This window comes from Rhodococcus sp. IEGM 1306 (assembly GCF_036541985.1).
In the GTDB taxonomy this organism is placed as follows: domain Bacteria; phylum Actinomycetota; class Actinomycetes; order Mycobacteriales; family Mycobacteriaceae; genus Rhodococcus_F; species Rhodococcus_F qingshengii.
The window spans coordinates 740,712-758,422 of sequence record NZ_JAZHFF010000001.1 but is presented as its reverse complement, the minus strand read 5'-3'; the positions used below and the strand labels follow the sequence as shown (position 1 = coordinate 758,422).

General features: G+C 61.7%; 22 protein-coding genes. 10 read left to right on the top strand and 12 right to left on the bottom strand.

Annotated features, from left to right (window positions below):
• Positions 1–4 precede the first annotated feature (4 nt).
• Together V3587_RS03785 and fadD11 are read left to right on the top strand one after the other, a co-directional pair.
• Positions 5–967 carry an SDR family oxidoreductase gene (locus tag V3587_RS03785; protein ID WP_283376140.1) on the top strand — a complete coding sequence of 321 codons (963 nt, stop codon included), beginning with the start codon at positions 5–7 and terminating at the stop codon, positions 965–967.
• On the top strand, positions 964–2,766 hold the full coding sequence (fadD11, locus tag V3587_RS03780) for a fatty acid--CoA ligase FadD11 (RefSeq protein ID WP_162113737.1): 1,803 nt from the start codon (positions 964–966) through the stop codon (positions 2,764–2,766). Before V3587_RS03785 ends, fadD11 begins: the two co-directional genes overlap by 4 nt.
• On the opposite strand, the gene V3587_RS03775 is transcribed toward fadD11, so the two are convergent.
• The 5 genes from V3587_RS03775 to V3587_RS03755 form a co-directional block, all read right to left on the bottom strand.
• Positions 2,742–3,827, bottom strand: coding sequence for a sulfate/molybdate ABC transporter ATP-binding protein (locus V3587_RS03775; protein WP_007733546.1), 1,086 nt, complete (start codon positions 3,825–3,827; stop codon positions 2,742–2,744). The two genes, fadD11 and V3587_RS03775, sit on opposite strands and share 25 nt — an antisense overlap.
• A complete protein-coding gene (locus V3587_RS03770) occupies positions 3,824–4,633 on the bottom strand; it encodes an ABC transporter permease (protein ID WP_007733547.1) in 810 nt (269 codons plus the stop codon). Before V3587_RS03770 ends, V3587_RS03775 begins: the two co-directional genes overlap by 4 nt.
• Positions 4,630–5,439 carry a molybdate ABC transporter substrate-binding protein gene (gene modA, locus V3587_RS03765; RefSeq protein ID WP_118603320.1) on the bottom strand — a complete coding sequence of 270 codons (810 nt, stop codon included), beginning with the start codon at positions 5,437–5,439 and terminating at the stop codon, positions 4,630–4,632. Before modA ends, V3587_RS03770 begins: the two co-directional genes overlap by 4 nt.
• A 25-nt stretch (positions 5,440–5,464) precedes the next feature.
• Positions 5,465–5,860 carry a TOBE domain-containing protein gene (locus tag V3587_RS03760; RefSeq protein WP_003940157.1) on the bottom strand — a complete coding sequence of 132 codons (396 nt, stop codon included), beginning with the start codon at positions 5,858–5,860 and terminating at the stop codon, positions 5,465–5,467.
• A 125-nt stretch (positions 5,861–5,985) separates the two neighbouring features.
• Complete coding sequence (locus V3587_RS03755; RefSeq protein ID WP_007733549.1) at positions 5,986–6,564, bottom strand: carboxymuconolactone decarboxylase family protein; 579 nt, start codon at positions 6,562–6,564, stop codon at positions 5,986–5,988.
• 135 nt (positions 6,565–6,699) lie between these two features.
• Between V3587_RS03755 and V3587_RS03750 the strand changes: the two genes are divergently transcribed.
• The gene (locus tag V3587_RS03750) at positions 6,700–7,890 is read left to right on the top strand and encodes a pyridoxal phosphate-dependent aminotransferase (protein ID WP_058226133.1); all 1,191 of its coding nucleotides are present in this window, start codon (positions 6,700–6,702) and stop codon (positions 7,888–7,890) included.
• A complete protein-coding gene (locus V3587_RS03745) occupies positions 7,887–8,897 on the top strand; it encodes an AraC family transcriptional regulator (RefSeq protein ID WP_003940556.1) in 1,011 nt (336 codons plus the stop codon). Before V3587_RS03750 ends, V3587_RS03745 begins: the two co-directional genes overlap by 4 nt.
• On the opposite strand, the gene V3587_RS03740 is transcribed toward V3587_RS03745, so the two are convergent.
• Positions 8,894–9,319: a VOC family protein gene (locus V3587_RS03740; protein WP_003940409.1), complete on the bottom strand. Its 426-nt coding sequence runs from the start codon at positions 9,317–9,319 to the stop codon at positions 8,894–8,896. The genes V3587_RS03745 and V3587_RS03740 overlap by 4 nt on opposite strands.
• Before the next feature lie 57 nt (positions 9,320–9,376).
• Positions 9,377–9,817: an Lrp/AsnC family transcriptional regulator gene (locus V3587_RS03735; protein WP_020970517.1), complete on the bottom strand. Its 441-nt coding sequence runs from the start codon at positions 9,815–9,817 to the stop codon at positions 9,377–9,379.
• A 79-nt stretch (positions 9,818–9,896) separates the two neighbouring features.
• Between V3587_RS03735 and V3587_RS03730 the strand changes: the two genes are divergently transcribed.
• The 3 genes from V3587_RS03730 (at position 9,897) to V3587_RS03720 (ending at position 12,242) form a co-directional block, all read left to right on the top strand.
• Positions 9,897–10,634, top strand: coding sequence for an AzlC family ABC transporter permease (locus tag V3587_RS03730; RefSeq protein ID WP_003940360.1), 738 nt, complete (start codon positions 9,897–9,899; stop codon positions 10,632–10,634).
• A complete protein-coding gene (locus V3587_RS03725; RefSeq protein WP_003940007.1) occupies positions 10,627–10,956 on the top strand; it encodes a branched-chain amino acid transporter permease in 330 nt (109 codons plus the stop codon). Before V3587_RS03730 ends, V3587_RS03725 begins: the two co-directional genes overlap by 8 nt.
• A 140-nt stretch (positions 10,957–11,096) precedes the next feature.
• Positions 11,097–12,242 (top strand): HoxN/HupN/NixA family nickel/cobalt transporter, encoded by a 1,146-nt coding sequence (locus V3587_RS03720; protein WP_214926767.1) that lies wholly within the window; start codon positions 11,097–11,099, stop codon positions 12,240–12,242.
• 22 nt (positions 12,243–12,264) lie between these two features.
• Here the strand turns inward: V3587_RS03720 and V3587_RS03715 are convergent, their stop codons facing one another.
• On the bottom strand, positions 12,265–12,633 hold the full coding sequence (locus V3587_RS03715; RefSeq protein ID WP_054825539.1) for a hypothetical protein: 369 nt from the start codon (positions 12,631–12,633) through the stop codon (positions 12,265–12,267).
• 136 nt (positions 12,634–12,769) lie between these two features.
• Here V3587_RS03715 and V3587_RS03710 point away from each other — a divergent pair, with 136 nt between their 5' ends.
• Positions 12,770–13,144 carry a hypothetical protein gene (locus tag V3587_RS03710; RefSeq protein WP_003940551.1) on the top strand — a complete coding sequence of 125 codons (375 nt, stop codon included), beginning with the start codon at positions 12,770–12,772 and terminating at the stop codon, positions 13,142–13,144.
• A gap of 53 nt (positions 13,145–13,197) precedes the next feature.
• Here the strand turns inward: V3587_RS03710 and V3587_RS03705 are convergent, their stop codons facing one another.
• Both V3587_RS03705 and V3587_RS03700 read right to left on the bottom strand, forming a co-directional pair.
• Entirely contained in the window at positions 13,198–13,659 is a 462-nt protein-coding gene (locus V3587_RS03705; RefSeq protein ID WP_003940014.1) for a hypothetical protein, read from the bottom strand.
• Positions 13,660–13,742: 83 nt separating this feature from the next.
• Complete coding sequence (locus V3587_RS03700; protein ID WP_151098135.1) at positions 13,743–14,534, bottom strand: MerR family transcriptional regulator; 792 nt, start codon at positions 14,532–14,534, stop codon at positions 13,743–13,745.
• A gap of 248 nt (positions 14,535–14,782) precedes the next feature.
• On the opposite strand from V3587_RS03700, the gene V3587_RS03695 reads away from it, so the two are divergent.
• On the top strand, positions 14,783–15,010 hold the full coding sequence (locus tag V3587_RS03695) for a hypothetical protein (RefSeq protein ID WP_020970523.1): 228 nt from the start codon (positions 14,783–14,785) through the stop codon (positions 15,008–15,010).
• A 95-nt stretch (positions 15,011–15,105) separates the two neighbouring features.
• On the opposite strand, the gene V3587_RS03690 is transcribed toward V3587_RS03695, so the two are convergent.
• Complete coding sequence (locus tag V3587_RS03690) at positions 15,106–15,522, bottom strand: DUF7144 family membrane protein (RefSeq protein WP_283376139.1); 417 nt, start codon at positions 15,520–15,522, stop codon at positions 15,106–15,108.
• Between the two features lie 147 nt (positions 15,523–15,669).
• On the opposite strand from V3587_RS03690, the gene V3587_RS03685 reads away from it, so the two are divergent.
• Positions 15,670–16,302 (top strand): alpha-ketoglutarate-dependent dioxygenase AlkB, encoded by a 633-nt coding sequence (locus tag V3587_RS03685; protein WP_007733562.1) that lies wholly within the window; start codon positions 15,670–15,672, stop codon positions 16,300–16,302.
• On the opposite strand, the gene V3587_RS03680 is transcribed toward V3587_RS03685, so the two are convergent.
• A partial coding sequence (locus tag V3587_RS03680; protein ID WP_331699213.1) for an AMP-binding protein occupies positions 16,295–17,711 on the bottom strand: 1,417 nt, incomplete at its 5' end. The two genes, V3587_RS03685 and V3587_RS03680, sit on opposite strands and share 8 nt — an antisense overlap.

Here is a 17,711-nt window from a genome sequence, read left to right as displayed (position 1 = left end):
AGCAATGACGGGACGCTTGTCCGCAATTGCGGGAACAGTCCGCGATCTGGGCATTCCACTGCCCGGACGCCGAATCGACTACGACGTCGCCGGGAAGGTCGTACTGATCACCGGTGGAGGCGACGGTATCGGTGCAGCGCTGGCGCGCACTCTCCACCGGCGTGGGGCCGCCGTGGCACTGGTCGACGTCAACGAGAGTTCATTGGCAACGGCCGAGCGCTCATTCGAGTCACAGCGAGTCGTGACGGTGACGGCCGATGTCCGAGATCGGGACGGCATGACCGCAGCCGTGCAAACGATCATCGAGCAGCTGGGCAGAATCGACGTCGTAGTGGCCAACGCCGGAATCACCCCTCCCCCGGCAACATTGCGCCAGATCGATCCCGACGCCTTCGATCGTGTGCTCGACGTCAATCTCACCGGCGTCTTCAACACCGTGCATCCGACCATCGACGAGGTGATCCGCAACAGTGGGCACATCGTCGTCGTGTCATCGGCGGCGTCGTTCGCCCCCGGTTTGGGCGGCGCTTCGTACATGATCAGCAAGGCTGGGGTCGAAGCGCTCGGCCGGGCGCTGCGTCTCGAGGTTGCCGGCTACGGCGCTACTGCCGGCATCGCGTACTTCGGGATGGTGGATACACAACTTGCACGCGCCACACTCGACGACGACGAGATCGGCCGCAAACTCGACGCTCGACTACCCGGTCCCCTCCGTCATCGAATCTCCCCGGACCGTGCCGCCACCGTGATCGCCGACGCGATCGCGCGCCGCGCCGCCCGGACCCTTGCCCCCGCTGCCTGGGAACCCTGGGCGTGGGGACGCGGATTCATCAATGTCCTTGCCGACGGTTACCTGGCAAAAGACAAACAGGCACACGACCTGATCCGCGAACTCGAAGACAGAACCACCGCTGCGGCCCCGACGAATGCATCAGCCCTGCCAAAGGCATCCAGGAGAACATCATGACTACGTTGTGTGCAGCCTTCCAGCGAGTGTCGGCGGTAGCGCCCGACGCGGTGGCTTTGCGAGACATCGGCGATGCGCGAACACTGACGTGGCGCGCGTACGGCGAACAGGTTCGCGATGTTGCCGCGGGATTGGCCGGAATCGGCGTGGGACATGGCGATACGGTTGCATTGATGATGAGTAACCGCATCGAGTTCTACCCGATCGACGTCGGCGCCCAACACCTCGGCGCGACATCCTTCTCCATCTACAACACGTCGGCACCCGAAGCCATCCAGTACATCCTCGCCAATTCCGGTGCGCGAGTGCTCGTCTGCGAGGCCCAGTACGTGGATACCGTTCGCCGCTCCGGTGCCACACTCGACACGATCGTGGTCGTCGACGCGCAACCGTCTGCCCAGCAGTCCGGCACCCTGACGCTGGAGCAGATGAAGTCCTCTGCTGCCGCCGATTTCGATTTCGAGAGCACCTGGCGTGCGGTGAAACCGAACGACGTCGCCACGTTGATCTACACCTCCGGCACGACCGGCAACCCCAAGGGCGTCGAGACGACTCATGCCTGTCTGTTGTTCGAAACCACCGCCGTCAGTGCTGTACTCCCCGTCGAGTTCGGTGACCGCATCACCTCGTACATGCCGTCGGCGCACATCGCCGATCGGCTCACCTGCCTGTACATGCAAATGGTGTTCGGCACCCAGATCACTGTCGTGCCGGATCCGAGCCAGGTAGCGGCTGCGCTTCCGGACTGTCGCCCCACGATCTGGGGCAGCGTCCCCCGTGTGTGGGAAAAGCTGAAGGTTGCAGTCGAATCGGCCGTCGCCAACGAACCGGACGACGCGCGGCGAGCGGCATTGCAGTGGGCACTCGACGTCGGTCGCACTCGGCTCGCACACTTGCGAGCCGGTGAAACAGTCCCCGCCGAACTGGAAGCGGACTACGCCCGAGCCGATGCAATGGTCCTCTCCGCTCTGCGTGCGAAACTCGGTTTTGCCGAACTGAAGTGGGCCATCTCTGGCGCCGCACCGATTCCGCCGGACACCTTGGCATTCTTTGCAGCCCTGGGAGTTCCGATCTCGGAGATCTGGGGAATGTCCGAGCTGACATGCATTGCGAGCACCGCACCGGCCGAGCCGACCAAGCTGGGAACGGTCGGAAAGTTGCTTCCAGGCATGGAAATGCGCATCGAGGCGGACGGTGAGCTACTGGTTCGAGGACCGTTGGTCATGAAGGGGTACCGCGGCAAACCGGCAAAAACAGCCGAAGCGATCAGTGCAGACGGTTGGCTTTCGACCGGAGACATCGTCACGGCCGACGCAGACGGATACCTCACGGTGATCGATCGCAAGAAGGAGCTGATCATCAATGCGTCGGGAAAGAACATGTCCCCCGCTGCCATCGAGACCGCAGTGAAGACGTCGTCGTCGTTGATCGGTGAGGTCGTGGCAATCGGAGACGGCCGAAAGTTCAACACAGCGTTGATCACTCTCAGCGCCGACGCCGCGGTCGGAGCGGCACGCTCACTGGGACTTGCGGCCGAGGCCGCGGTACTCGCCAAGGACGCTCGGATCGTCGACATCGTTGCAACTGCTGTCGCCGAGGGAAACTCGCGTCTGTCGAGGGCCGAGCAGATCAAGCGGTTTCACGTACTCACCACGTTCTGGGAGCCAGGCGGCGACGAGCTGACACCGACGATGAAGCTCAGGCGCAAGCCGATAGCCGAGAAGTACGCGTCCGAAATTGCAGCCCTCTATGCGGATTCGGTCGTAGAGGACGTCTACGAGCCTGCGCCCTGCGCATAGATCAGCGTCTCGGTGGCCTTGACCACAAACGTAGCGGCCGATCCCGGAACCAGATCGAGCTCGGCCGCTGCGCTCGCCGTGATGTCGGCAGACAAGCCCGGCTGGCCGGCTTCGTCCTCGGCTCGGACTCGGACGACATCGCCTCGATTTTCGATCTCCGCGATCGTGACCGCAAACGCGTTTCGTGGGCTCCCGTGAGGCGGATCCAGGTAGACCGACACTGCTCGCGGCTCGAAGACTGCCACGGCGGCACTGCCGGCCGGTAGGTCGGTCTCCGTCTGGCCCGCGATATCCACCCCGACCGGACTTCTGAGCATTCCGTCTCCGGCCATCGTGCCGCTGCGCAAGTTGATCCCTGCGATGCGTGCTGCAAATGCACTACGCGGGCGAGTCAGAACTGTTCGTACGTCACCACGTTCGACGACCCGGCCGCCGTCCAGCACGACAACGGTGTCGGCAAGGGCCAGCGCATCCAGAGCATCGTGCGTGACGAGCACGGCCGTGCGATCTCCTGTTCGGAGCACTCTACGCAGCAACGACCGCAATGCCGGGGCGGAGGCGACGTCGAGCGCAGACATCGGTTCGTCGAGCAGGAGTAGTTCGGGTTCAGCAGCCAATGCCCTCGCCACTGCGACCCGTTGCGCTTGACCGCCGGAGAGCTGTGACGGCTTGCGGTCAGCCAATTCGGCGGCGTCGACTGCGTCGAGCCAGTGGCGCGCGGAATCGGCGGAATCGCGACGCGACCGCCCTGCACTGCGCGGCGCGAACGCCACGTTCGCGGCCGCACTGAGGTGGGGAAAGAGAAGTGCCTCTTGCGCGAGTAGAGCAGTGCCGCGCCGATGCGGCGCCAACGCGACTCCCCTACCGGTATCGGTGAGAACGCGAGAATTCAGTTCGATCAACCCACGCCGCGGGTGATGTAGTCCGGCAACCGCCGCCAGTACCGTCGACTTGCCTGCGCCGTTCGGTCCGAGGACAGCGGTCACCTCACCGGCCGCGACGTCGAACGTCGCAACGACATCGCGCTCCGGAATCTCGATGTCGACGTGGAGGCCACTCACAACGAACCCGCCGATCCGCGTCCACGCACCGCAACCACGATGACCACCGCGACTACGACCAACACCAGCGAAAGCGCTACCGCTGCATCCGGATCGGTCTCACGCTGGAGATAGATTTCCAACGGCAGGGTACGCGTGACCCCTTGCAGACTTCCCGCGAACGTCAGCGTTGCACCGAACTCCCCCAGTGCGCGAGCGAAAGCCAGCACTGCCCCTGACACCAGACCGGGAAGCACCAGCGGCAAAGTCACCCGGCGAAGCACGGTGGTCGGGCGGGCTCCGAGCGTCGAGGCTACAGCCTCGTATCGTGTGCCCGCAGTGCGTAGCGCACCTTCGAGGCTGACGACGAGGAACGGTAGCGCGACAAACGTCTGCGCCAGGACCACCGCGGTTGTCGAGAATGCTATCTGGATGCCGAGCACTTCCAACTGCTCACCGATCAACCCTTTGCGCCCGAACGTGTACAGCAACGCGATACCGCCCACCACTGGCGGCAGAACCAGCGGGAGCAGAATCAAGGATCGAAGAACGGACAGTCCCCGAAAATGACTGCGCGCCAACACCGCGGCCATCGGTACCCCGAACAGGATGCACAGCAGCGTGCTCATCGCTGCTGTCTTCAAACTCAGTTTCAACGCGGCAACCGACGATTCGGAAGTCACGAGTTCCCAGAACTGCGACCACTGCACGGTGGCCAGCATCGCCGCCAAGGGCGCGATGACAAACGCCCCGCCGATCAGCGCGGGAAGGTAAATCCATACCGGCAACCCGAGCGGGGCTCGGGCTGACGGTCGTAGGCGTGTCACGGAGCAGCGAATCCCGCGTCACCCAGAACTGCCAAGCCCTTGGGGCCCTTCACGAGATCGACGAACTTCGTTGCCGTTTCCGAATTCTTCGAATCCTTCAGCACCGCAATCTGGTACAGGTTGACCACCGTGGTGGCTTCCGGGAACGCGACGGTCTGAACCTTGTCACCAGCGGACTTCGCGTCGGTGACGTAAACGATGCCGGCATCGGCCTGCCCGGACGTCACCTTGTTGAGAACGTCGGTCACCGACGATTCTTCGCTGACGGGCGAGAGGGTCTCGCCTGTGGCCGTCTCGACCTTCTTCGTAGCCGCGCCACAAGGGACCTGCGGAGCGCAGATCACCAGTTGCGTCCCCTCCTTTGCCAGATCGGCGAACGACGCGATGCCCTTCGGATTGCCCGGCGGCACAACAATCGTCAAGGTGTTGCTCGCGAAGTCCGAGGGCGACCCCGCGACGACGCCGGCGTCGGTGGCCTTGGTCATGTTGGCGGCGTCAGCCGAGGCGAACACGTCAGCCGGTGCGCCCTGAGTGATCTGAGCGACGAGGTCCGAGGACCCGGCAAAGCTGAAAGTGACCGATGAACCGGGGTTCTCGGACTCGAATTCCTTGCCGAGTTCGGTGAAGCTGTTCTTGAGTGACGCCGCCGCGAAGACGGTGATACTTCCCGTGGCACTCTCACTCGAAGTGGTTGTGGTCGGAGCGGCCGACGACGTCTCCGACGAAGAATTGTCGGAGGAACTACAACCGGTCACCAGGGCAAGCGAAAAGGCACCTGCTGCAACAAGTCCGACTACACGCTTCACGAATTTCCTCCAGTATGTTCAAAAACTACGGCGTTTCCACGATGACCGTGGTGGCCTTCACGATTGCGACTCCGATACTCCCGACCTCGAGTCCGAGCTCCCGAACCGCGTCGGTACTCATCAACGAGACGACAGTGAAGGGCCCACACTGCATTTCGACCTGAGCCATCACCTTGTCGGTGACGACCTTGGTGACGAGGCCGGCGAACCGGTTGCGGGCCGAACTCGCACCCGTGAGCGGATCGGCCGGTGCGGGTCCGGCGTTGGACCGGGCGAAGCCCGCCAACTCGGCACCGTCGATGACCTTGCGGCCGGAGTCGTCCGTCGTCGCGGTGAGAAGCCCACCGTCGACCCACCGCCGGACGGTGTCGTCACTGACACCGAGCAGGCCGGCAGCTTCGCGGATTCGAATGTTGGGCACCAGGTGATCGTAGGTCGCAAGTGCGGACCTAACAAGCCGGAATGCTCCGCAGATGCGTGAACTAGTCAATCATGATCACGTATCTGCGGAGCATTGTCGATAGTTGCCGTAGACGAATCAGCGCATCATTCTTCTGCCCAGGGCACACGGCAGGAGTCGGTGCTGAACCCCTGCTCGGTAATCCCCAACGCCGAATACATCCGGGCGCGCATGTTTTCGAGCCCGATCTGATAGGTCAGTTCCACGACGCCCGCTCGCCCGAACCTGCGCTCGAGATCCGCGACCTGTTCGTCCGTCACCCCGTTCTCCCCATGGGGGTCACCGGTCATGGCGTCGGCGTAGGCGATCGCGGCCCGCTCGTCTTCGCTGTACTTCGATGAATCCCGGTAGTTCGCGATCTCTTTCAACTTGTCGATGTCCAAACCGTCCAAGCGCGAGAGCATCGTCCCGAAGTCGACACACCACGAGCAGCCGACAGTCCAGGCGACGCGATAGACGGCCAGTTCACGAATGTTCGACGGCAGCACCTTCGACGCCTTCTGCACAGCCATTTCGTGGCGGGCAGCCGCTACGAACAATTTCCGATGGTTGGCCAGGACGGCAAAGGGCTCGGGGACTTCGTCGTACTGCCTGGCGGCGAATTTGTATGCCACTTTGATCAACGGACTGGCTTCTGACGGTGTCACTGCGGGAATGCGAGTCATGGCAAGCCTCCGTATGTTCTGGGGCACCGGATTCGATGCTCTCTACAGAGTTGGACGATGGCGGCGATTCAAACGTGACAAGCACCGCGTCCGAGCGGATGTGAGGATGCGGTGTCAGCCGACTAAGCTGCAAAGATGCCTTCGACGCCCCGCAACCGCACCGTCTCGCGTCTGCAGCCGTTCGCATCCACGATCTTCGCCGAGATGACAGCGTTGGCCACACTTCACGACGCGGTCAACCTCGGTCAGGGCTTTCCGGATACCGACGGTCCTGCGGCCATGCTCGAGGTAGCGCGCCGAGCCATCGCCGAGGGCGTCAATCAATACCCGCCCGGTCCGGGCATGCCCGTCTTGCGTCAGGCCATCGCGGAGGATCGGCGCATCCGCTACGGACTCGACAGTGATCCCGACTCCGAAGTTCTGGTCACCGTCGGCGCCACCGAGGCGATCAGTGCTGCGATTCTCGGACTGGTCGAACCCGGCGAAGAAGTAGTGCTGATCGAGCCGTACTACGACTCCTACGCTGCATCCGTCGCGTTGGCAGGCGCTGTACGTCGCACAGTTCCGTTGGTAACCGCGGGAGACGGATTTGCGGTCGATCTCGATGCATTGCGCGGCGCGATCACCGCCAAGACGAAGATGCTGATCGTCAACAGTCCTCACAACCCCACCGGCACCGTATTCACCGATCACGAACTTCGAGCGATCGCCGAACTCGCGTGCGAACGCGACCTGATCGTGTTGAGCGACGAGGTCTACGAGCACTTGGTCTTCGACGGCCTCACCCACACACCGATGGCGTCGCTCCCGGGCATGCGTAAGCGCACTGTCACGGTGTCCAGTGCCGCAAAGACTTTCAATGTCACCGGCTGGAAAACCGGCTGGGCGATCGGCCCGCGCGAACTCATCGACGGAGTCCGTGCCGCCAAGCAGTTCATGTCATTTGTTGCCGGTGCACCGTTCCAACCGGCCGTTGCCTACGCGCTCACCAACGAACAGCCGTGGGTCGTCGAACTTCGACAGAGCTTGCAAGGCAAACGCGACGTGCTCGGTAAAGCTCTGACCGAGGCCGGTTTCACGGTGCATTCCGGTGGCGGCACGTACTTCCTCCTTGCCGACATCAGACCGTTGGGCGAAACCGATGCGGGAGATTTCTGCCGCGCACTGCCCGAGCGGATCGGCGTCGCGGCCGTTCCGGTCGACGTGTTCGCGGACAACCGCGACGATTGGAAGCACCTGGTGCGCTTCGCCTTCTGCAAGCAGGACCACATTCTGTCCGAAGCTGCACGCCGTCTCCACCTGCTCCAAGGAGCAGCGCACCCATGACAGCGCGGACCATCCCGACCGCATTCGTCCACCGCTATCTCGCGTTCTCGCCGGACAACGACGTCGACTTGTCGGGTGCACTGCGCGCTGCCGGGATCGACCTCGAGACACTGTCCGACCCGCGCGCCCGGCTGACCCCGACTCAGGTCACCACGTTCATCCAATCCACCTGGCAGATCACCGACGACGAATTGTTCGGCCTCGGATCCGCCCCGGTCCCCCGTGGCACTTTCCGATTGATCTGCCTGACGTTGATCCATTGCCCTGATCTCGGATCGGCCTTCGCTCGAATGTCCGACGTGATCCGTGCGCTACCGGCTCTGGCCCCACTGTCGATCGAGAAGGGCGAGGAAAGCACTCGGGTGAGTTTCGCTGTCCGAGCTCGCGAAGGCGTCGCCGAACCTGATGTCGCAGAACGTGTCACAACCGATTTCGTCCTGATCTTGCTGCACCGATTTTCCGCATGGTTGATCGGAAAGCGCGTCCGACTTCGGGCGGTCGAGTTTCCGTACTCGGCACCGGATGCACGGTTGGCGCAGGACTACGACTACATCTTCGGAGCGCCGGTCACCTTCGGCGCGAAGCGCGCGGCACTGGAGTTCGACAACTCGGCCATGCGTGCACCGATCATCCAAACCGAGGAGACGTTGGAGGAGTACCTCCGAGAATCTCCGATTCAGCTCATGTCCGAACGTGATTACGACAGCACTGCGTCGGCGCAGGTACGACGGGTCCTGGAACTCGGGGTGAAGGGGCGAACCTCCACGGCCGAGGAGATCGCGGAGATGCTCTCGATCAGCGTTCCCCATCTGCGTCGACTGCTGCGGCGTGACGGAACATCACTCAATCAACTACGCGAGGAAGTGCTCCGCGACGTAGCCATCGCTGGTTTGCGGCGCGGAGAATCCGTCGAAGTACTCTCGGCGCGATTGGGGTTCTCCGAGCCCAGCGCCTTCCGTCGGGCCTTCAAACGATGGACCGGCGACACTCCGAGTTCGTACCGCTAGCTGACGCAGAACTCGTTTCCTTCGGGATCGGTCATCGTGATCCACACGCTCGGCCCCTGCGCACCTCGGTGCAGGATCGTCGCCCCCACCGTCTCGAGGTGCGCTGCGACATCCTCGCGCTTGTCGCCCACTCGTATGTCGAAATGGAGCCGGTTCTTCACCGTCTTCGATTCCGGAACCAGTTGGAACAGAACGCGGGGACGTTCGGGATGCTCCGGATCGCTGATGGCCGCACCTTCGCGCCAGACGAGGACTCCCTCGAATGTCGTGGTGTCGGATTCCTTGGCGTGACCAGCGGCGACGAGGCCCCTGATGAAGTCTTCGTCGCTGGGCTCCGCTGCCCACCCGAGTGCTGCGGCCCACCACTTCGCCTGTTCGTGCGGATGTGCCGAATCTACTGTGACTTGAAATTCGTATCCCATGTTCCGACGTTAACGCCGACCACCGACACCTAGTGAAGGTTCAGCCGAGCCCGGGAGTCAGTCGACGCTCTTGATGGTCTTCATGGTGATCAACGATGTCACCCGCGAGACAGCCGGAAGCCCGCTGAGCTTGGTGACCATGAAGTTCTCATACGTCGCGAGATCTTTCACCGCGACCCGAATGAAGTAGTCGGGAATTCCGAACAACCGCCGACATTCGATCACTTCGTCGAAGGCGGCGACCTGGGATTCGAAGTCCTCGATGGTGGCCTGGTCGTTGACTCCGATCTCGGCGGTGACGATCACCTGAAATCCTCGACCGAGCGCTTCCTGACTGACGATCGCCCGGTACCCGGTAATGATTCCGTCGGCTTCGAGCTTCTTCACCCGACGCAGGCAAGGTGAGGGTGTCAGACCCACCAGATCCGCCAACTCGGTGTTGGTCAAACTCGAGTCCTGGCGTAGGTGAAACAAAATTGCGTCATCCATGGCATCCATCGCACTATTATTGCGCACTGTTCAATATGTGGGCATTCTGAGCAATCGATCACCTCGATCTTTGTTATAGATTTGCGTCGTGATCGAACCAGCATCGTCGACGGCCGCACCGGCCGTCGAACTCCCACCGCGAACCCCGGCGTGGCGGCACGCCTTCCAGCTGTCGCTACCGGTTGGATTCGGCCTGCTCCCACTCGGGATCGCACTTGGCGTTCTTGTGGTCCAACAAGGGCTCAGCCCTTGGTGGGCAGTCGCTTTCACCTCGCTGATCTACGCAGGATCGCTGGAGTTTCTCGCGGTCGGAATGGTCGCGGCCATGACACCGCTGCCGTACGTCGCTCTGACCGCACTGCTGGTCAACTTTCGACATGTGTTCTACGCCTTGAGTTTTCCGCTGGAAAAGATTCGCAACCCCTTCGCCCGCTTCTACAGCATGTTCGCGCTGACCGACGAGGCCTATGCGATGTCGGTAACTGCCGATCCCAAGGCACTCACCGGACGCGTCATCGTCTACTCCCAGCTGTACCTGCACGGCTACTGGATCGGTGGCGCGATCCTGGGCGCGACGGCAGGACAGTGGATTCCGGATTCGATCGTCGGCCTCGACTTCGCCCTGACGGCGTTGTTCGTCGTCCTCTCGATCGAAGCGATTCGCGCACAAAACGGATTCGCGGTGCCGGTCGCCGCGGTCACCTGCGCTCTGGTCGCCCGGCTCGCAGCGCCGGACCACATGCTGCCAATTGCGATGGGCGCCTTCGTGCTCTTCCTGATCGGGCGCTTTGTCTACGACTCACGAAAGGCGAAGATCGATGCCTGACACCTCGTACATCTTTGCGGCGGTCGCAGTCATGGCCGTGGTCACCTTCGCGCTGCGCGCAATCCCCTTCGCCGCGCTCATGCCGCTGCGCTCCTCCGCCCTGGTCGGCTACCTCGGCATCTACATGCCGGCAGGCGTCATGTTGATTCTCGTCATGTATTCACTCAAAGGGGTGTCGATCACCGCCCCTTCTCATGGCCTACCCGAACTGATTGCAGTGTGCGCCACGATCGCCGCGCACCTCTGGCGAAAGAATGCCGTCCTGAGCATCGTCGTCGGAACGACGATCTACGTCGCGCTGGTCAATACCGTGTTCGCCTGAGCATTTCCCATCGACGAGCAAAATATCTTTACTCCCGAATGGGCAATTTGTAACCTCCAGGCGCTTATCTGAACAGTTGAACACTTATACGATTTCAGTAGCGTGGCCGCCGGCCGCGACTGAAAGATCGGTGAGGTTCGATGTCCACGACAATGACCACGACGGGCACCCGAATCGCCGGCGCTTGGCACAGTCTGGATCGAGGCCAGCGTCGAAGCATCATCGGAATGACCGTCACCGTCGTTGCACTCAACGTCGTCGGGTGGGCAGTTCTTCTCGGTCTGGTTGTCCCCGGCCACTACACGATCGAAGGCAGTGTCTTCGGCATCGGACTCGGTGTCACGGCGTACACGCTCGGCATGCGCCATGCTTTCGACGCCGATCACATCGCCGCCATCGACAACACCACTCGGAAGTTGGTGGCGGACGGCAAGAAACCGATGTCCGTCGGTTTCTGGTTTTCACTCGGACACTCCACCATCGTCTTTGTTCTCGTCGCACTTCTGGCGTTGGGTGTGCGGCAACTTGCCACCAGCCTTTCCGACGACAACTCCGATCTGGAAAAGTGGACCGGCTTGTTCGGCACAACCATTTCCGGAACGTTCCTGATCTTGATCGGCCTCCTGAATCTTTTCTCTCTCATCGGAATTCATCGGGTGTACACGAAGTACAAGGCCGGAACCTTCGACGAGGAACAACTCGAGAAGGAACTCGACAGCCGCGGCGCCCTGAACAAGATTCTGGGCCCGGTGATGAAGATGGTTCGCAAGCCCTGGCACATGTACCCGGTCGGTCTGCTGTTCGGATTGGGATTCGACACCGTCACCGAAGTCGGGCTGTTGGTGATCGCCGGCGGCGCGGCGGCGACAGGGCTCCCGTGGTATTCGATCCTCGTTCTGCCGATCCTCTTCTGCGCCGGGATGTCGCTTTTCGACTCGATCGACGGATCGTTCATGAATTTCGCCTACGGTTGGGCATTTGCTCAGCCGGTCCGAAAGATCTACTACAACATGGTGATCACCGGACTCTCGGTGGCAGTCGCCCTGCTGATCGGGTCCCAGGAAATCATCTCGATCTTCACCGACAAACTCGACATCCACGACGGGATTCTCGGCGCAATCGGGAACTTGGATCTCGGCGCGATGGGCTTCATCATCGTCGGACTCTTTGTTGTCACCTGGCTGATCGCCCTCCTCGTGTGGCGGTACGGCCGCATCGAAGAACGGTGGCAGGCTCAGTCCGGTGCAGCAGTAGCCCGACGAGCGACAGCAGACGAAGCGATGTGAGTTCGACTCGGTCTACGCAGAATCATGGGCCACCCGAAAGCGAATAGCTGATGTACGTCTCGCCCCATTTCAGGTACGCGCTCGACGTCGCCTGGCCGCGGATCTGGTCGTTCTGCCACTGGTAGACAGCGCGCCACGGAAATACGGAACTCACTTGTTCCAAGGTGTACTGCTCACGATGGCCCTGCGCGAATCGCTGTTCGAGATCTTCACGAGTGCGCGGCGGGAAATTGCTGATCAGGTAGGTCCGGCCGAGAGACTCGATGCGCCCTGGCGGCGCAAAGACATCAGCGCTGCGATAAGTGAAGGCCAGATACAGGTAGGCCGCCACCACAATCGTTGCCAGCGCTACCGCGCCGATCTTGATTGCACGTCGAAGCAGGGTCGGCATGGCTCACAGTACAATCCAATTCTCCTGTCGAGCACATTCAGTGCGTTTCCCACATTTATCGAAAGACGCATCCCGCGGAGTTGGCGAGATGCAATAGTGGAGTTCGAACGGGGTGAGCCCCGGCTAGGAGAAAACGGTGCGGATACGTCATGCGGTAGTGGGTGTGGCAATCACGGGACTTGTTCTTGCAGTGGCAGGCTGCGGTGGCGGCGACGGCGAAGCTGCCGAAGGACCAGGCATCGCCGTGGCGGCGGAAACCAAGCAAGTTCCCGACCGGGTGACCGTGCATCGACCTGGCCTCATCGACACCAGCATTTCCCCGTTCGACGTGCCTGCATGGCCAGGCCCGCACCCCTCCGAATTCCTCGAGCCCAACCCGCCGTCGGGCGAGAGCGGTGAGATCGCCGGCGACCAAGCCGCGACAACGTACGCGGCCTCGCTCGACAACCCCGACGCACTATGGAATGTCGGTGGCACGGTGCAGTGGCTGGTTGTCGAGCCGATTCCCTGAAGGTCTTCCATCTAGGTCTCCGCTCTGACCGACTCCAGACGATCTTTGCGAGTTCAGTCCCGCGACAACGCTGCACAGAATTCGCCGGGTTGGTCGACATGCAACCGCAGCCCACCGATCGTGGTGGGAGTGGCCTTCGAGAGCCGTTTCGGGAGCGTGACCGAGAGCGGTTGATCGAAGTCGACATCCACGACAGTGCCGTCGGGCCCCGGCAGAACCAAGCGATCGTCGACAATCGCATTTGCTGTCTCACCGAATCTTCGGACCATGCTCGCCCGCGAAATCCGTGATCGGTCCACCTCGACTCGAATGCCCGTGCCGGAACGAAACACCACCGTTCGAGCGGACACGAGATGCGGGTGCACGACGCGTCCGGCAAGCCAACCGCCAATCGCAATCAGCGACAACACCGTTGCAACGAGCAGCACGACGCGAAGCCACTGCCACGGCACCAGGAAGTGAATCGCCACGGCCTCGATCACACTCGCCGCAACAAATGCCACCGGTATCGACATGGTCCCCCTCGCGTAGCCGAAAGTCGCTGTATCACTGGAACCTCCGTCTCTCCGACCCGTCGAGAGCAACCACAGTGATCGGATCACGCCGTACCGCCTGACATGAGACGTGTTGCGACGCGCGCGACCACTTCACGTTGCGCTGGATCAGGCACCAGATCCGCGATCCCAACCGAGAATCCCACGCCTGCGGAGTCTCCGTCTGCGTACACATCGCCGAGCACCCCGTCCAGTGATTCCTCCAGTTCGTCCGACAAGTACGCGATCTCGTCTACAACCTCGGCTACCTCGCGCCCAGCCAGAGCGGCGAAACGACGGTACAGATCGACAATTCTCTTCCGGTCGCCCTCGTCGGACAGCAATCGCGCAGCCGTGGAGAACAGTTCGTGTGGCGCTGCTCCCGAGATCGCCACCAATTCCCACATGTCGCGTTCACGCTCGAACAGACGCCGAACCGAATCCGTCGGGGACGACGCGATCAACTCGTCGAACGCAGACAGCAACTCCACCGGAAGCGGCGAGACCACCCGGCCGGCGCCACGCGCCGAGAGCATTTCCTGGAGGCGCACTCGCTGGTCTGCGAGGACTCGTTGTTTCCGGTCTATCTCCGCGATCAAGGAGGAAAGATCTTCGGCGAAGTCGTCCGGTTCTCGTGCATCGATCGGCGTCGGTTCGATCATCGCGGCAATGGATCCGAGTGGAACGCCGGCGGCGGTGAGCCAACGAATGCGCATCAGCCTGACCAGATCGGGAAGTTCGTAAGTTCTGTAACCGTTGGACAGTCGTCTCGGCTCGGCCAGCAACCCCAGTCGGTGATAGTGCCGAACGGTCCGCGGAGTGGTGCCTGCCGCACTGGCCACGTCGCTGATTCGCATACGAACAGCATTAACTATGACGCTACGTCATAGTCAAGGCCCGGCATGTCGGGCCTTGAGGCATAAGGTCCTGTTCTTCCTGTGTGGAGTTTCGCAGACGAATTTCGCGGGTATTGATCACTTGCGGCGGCGATTTCCAGAGCGAGGGGTCAGCCGCGCAAGGTCTGCCCCCGGCTGTCACTCGCCGGGCGGCGGGCCGCCAAAACCAGCGGGCCGCCAGAAACTATCTGTGCCAGGCGATGATTTCGATGCAAACGACACGACTCGACACCATCCTGATTCTGATCGTCGGGACGGCAATCGGACTGAGCGTCTGGCTGGCTACGCAGGAACCATTCGCGTCGATCGGACTCGGAATCGCAACGGTAGTGATCTGCTGGATCTCTTGCTCGATGATCCATGGCTTCCCACACCGATCGACGAAGGACATGCGTCCGCGCGAGAACCAGGATCGCGAGTCACCGAAACGGCGCTGACGCCGCGTAGGGATGAGGCCAACCGTGGAGGCCCGGACACAGCGAAGTGAGTGGTTCACCTACCGCAGGTGAACCACTCACTTTCGGTCAGAGGATCACACCTCGTCAGGTCGCCAGGTCGTGACGGCCCAGATCACAGCGACGTCGAGGGCGATGATCACGATCGACCACAGCGGGTAGTACGGCATCCACAGGAAATTCGCCACGATCGAAAGTGCCGCGATGACGAATGCCATCCCGCGGGCCCACGCCATGCCGACGAACAATCCCAGCGACACCGCGATGCCGATGATTCCGAGCACGATGTGGATCCAACCCCATGTCGTGACATCGAATTCGAAGGTGTAATTGACTCCGACGATCAGCAGATCGTTGTCCGCGAGAGCCGCGATGCCCTGCAGCAACGCGACGATTCCCGCGACGAAGAGCAGGCATGCTGCCGCCACCGTGGTCCCGATGGCAAAGCCTTGTCGGACAGGGTGGTTCGCATGAGATTGGTGCGAAGCAGTCATGACATCCCCTTCTTCGGCGAAATAGCGTGAGAACAGTATTCAAAGGTTCACGCCGCCGGACATCACCCAGCAAGGATGAACAGCCGTCCAGCACTGCAATCAAATTTCATGGGAACATATGTTCGATTTCGGTGTACGGTGGAGTCTATGACCGCCACGATGCAACCGTCTCTGTTCGACAACGGTGACCTGGGCGTCTCTTTGGGCGATCTCGAGGGCACGGTGCAGAGACGTATCCTCACCGCCGGCGCATGGGTCGACCATCGCCCGGCCTGGCTGACCGGATCGGAGGCCGTGTTCGACAATCTGGAAGCTACGGTGCCGTGGCGTTCCGAACGGCGTCAGATGTACGACCGCGTTGTCGACGTCCCTCGTCTGGTGTGTTTCTACGCAGAGAATCAACCACTGCCGGACGCACTTCTCACCGAAGCCAAAGACGCGCTGAGCAGTCACTACTTCGACGAACTCGGCGAACCATTCGCCACGTCGGGTCTCTGTTTCTATCGCGACGGTTCCGACAGCGTTGCCTGGCACGGGGACGATACGGGACGAAGTCGCACCGAGGACACGATGGTGGCCATCCTGTCTCTCGGTGCGGCTCGCCCGCTCCTATTGCGCCCTCGTGGGGGCGGCGAATCCATCCGCTTCAATCTCGGACACGGAGATCTACTCGTCATGGGCGGATCCTGCCAACGCACGTGGGAACACTGTGTCCCGAAGAGTGCGCGGGCCCTCGGGCCGAGAATCAGCGTTCAATTCCGCACTCGCGGAGTTAGATAGCGTCGCGGAGTTCGTCTCGCAGCGCCTTCCGATTGAGCTTGCCGACGGCCGTCTTCGGTATGGATTCTGCGAAAACAACCCGACGCGGCTTCTTGTACGACGCCAGTCGCTCGCTGACGTGCGCGACCAATGATGCTTGCAGTACGTCGTTTTCGACGGTCCCGTCCTCGAGTACCACCACAGCCGTGACCGCCTCCACCCACTTGGCGTCGGCGGTACCCACCACGGCGACCTCACGGACAGACGGATGCGTCAGGAGTGCATCCTCGACTTCACGGGGGTAGACGTTGTATCCGCCGCTGATGATCATGTCCGAAGCTCGGTCCTTCAAGAACAAGAATCCTTCGGCGTCGAACTGACCGATGTCACGGGTGTGAACCCAGCCGTCTTCGGTGAAGGTCTCCGCATTCAGTTCCGGTGCATTGAAGTATCCGGCGATCGCCGATGGCGATCGGATCACGATTTCACCCGGTTCTCCCTGGGGCACTTCGTTTCCCTCACCGTCGAGCAGCCTGATCTCGACGTCGATGGCCGGCTGACCACAGGACAGCAGGCGATCTTCCGTGTGATCTTCGGGCCGTAAGACTGCAATACACAGCGGTGCCTCGGTCTGCCCGTAGTACTGGAGAAAACGGTGTTGCCCCCACGCCTGCATCGCCCGTTCGATGGTGGCCAGCGGCATCGGCGACGCACCGTAGATCACGGATTTCAGACTCGAGATGTCTGCGCTCGCAAAATCAGGGCGTTCGAGGAGCATCTGAATCATCGTCGGCACCAGATTGATTGCCGTAGCCCGATGCTCGGTTATCGAGTCCAAGAAGGTCGACGGGTCGAAACCGGGGAGGATGACGGTCTTACCGCCACGGAGCCAGAACGGAAGCACGAAGACACCGCTGGCGTGAATCAGTGATGCTGCGTGCAACATCGTGTCGTCCTGAGTCGCCGGAAGCAGATTGAGCAGAACATTGCGGCAGATTCCGGCGTAGCTGCGCTGAGTGTGCTGCGCGGCCTTCAGCGTTCCCGTGGTCCCGGAAGTGAACAGCGTCAGGATCACGTCGTCGGGATCTACCTCGACGTCCGGAGTGGCCGAAGACATGCCCTGTGCTCGATCCAACAGCGAAAGCTGCCCCTCCGCACCTGTTTCCAGCCCGACGAACGTCCGATCCGGGAACCTGGCGGACAGTTCAGCAGCTCGGCCGGCAAGGTCAGTACCGAAAACGACGTGCGAGGTGTCGGTGTCCTCGAGCATTCGTGCGTGCTCGTCGAGCGAGAGTCGCGAGTTGAGCGGAACCCTGTTGATGCCGGCTTTGACACACGCAAAATCGACAGGCTCGCTGGCAAGAGAGTTGTTGACCAGCAACGCAACCCGTGCGCCACGCCCGATACCGAGCGCGATGAATGTATGCGCC

Coding starts and splice junctions, on each gene's coding strand:
- V3587_RS03720 (WP_214926767.1), top strand. CDS start 11,097: ATGTCCACGACAATGACCACGACGGGCACCCGAATCGCCGGCGCTTGG.
- V3587_RS03690 (WP_283376139.1), bottom strand. CDS start 15,522: ATGACTGCTTCGCACCAATCTCATGCGAACCACCCTGTCCGACAAGGC.
- V3587_RS03705 (WP_003940014.1), bottom strand. CDS start 13,659: ATGTCGATACCGGTGGCATTTGTTGCGGCGAGTGTGATCGAGGCCGTG.
- V3587_RS03700 (WP_151098135.1), bottom strand. CDS start 14,534: ATGCGAATCAGCGACGTGGCCAGTGCGGCAGGCACCACTCCGCGGACC.
- V3587_RS03745 (WP_003940556.1), top strand. CDS start 7,887: ATGACAGCGCGGACCATCCCGACCGCATTCGTCCACCGCTATCTCGCG.
- fadD11 (WP_162113737.1), top strand. CDS start 964: ATGACTACGTTGTGTGCAGCCTTCCAGCGAGTGTCGGCGGTAGCGCCC.
- V3587_RS03740 (WP_003940409.1), bottom strand. CDS start 9,319: ATGGGATACGAATTTCAAGTCACAGTAGATTCGGCACATCCGCACGAA.
- V3587_RS03755 (WP_007733549.1), bottom strand. CDS start 6,564: ATGACTCGCATTCCCGCAGTGACACCGTCAGAAGCCAGTCCGTTGATC.
- V3587_RS03735 (WP_020970517.1), bottom strand. CDS start 9,817: ATGGATGCCATGGATGACGCAATTTTGTTTCACCTACGCCAGGACTCG.
- V3587_RS03715 (WP_054825539.1), bottom strand. CDS start 12,633: ATGCCGACCCTGCTTCGACGTGCAATCAAGATCGGCGCGGTAGCGCTG.
- V3587_RS03785 (WP_283376140.1), top strand. CDS start 5: ATGACGGGACGCTTGTCCGCAATTGCGGGAACAGTCCGCGATCTGGGC.
- V3587_RS03750 (WP_058226133.1), top strand. CDS start 6,700: ATGCCTTCGACGCCCCGCAACCGCACCGTCTCGCGTCTGCAGCCGTTC.
- V3587_RS03685 (WP_007733562.1), top strand. CDS start 15,670: ATGACCGCCACGATGCAACCGTCTCTGTTCGACAACGGTGACCTGGGC.
- V3587_RS03695 (WP_020970523.1), top strand. CDS start 14,783: ATGCAAACGACACGACTCGACACCATCCTGATTCTGATCGTCGGGACG.
- V3587_RS03725 (WP_003940007.1), top strand. CDS start 10,627: ATGCCTGACACCTCGTACATCTTTGCGGCGGTCGCAGTCATGGCCGTG.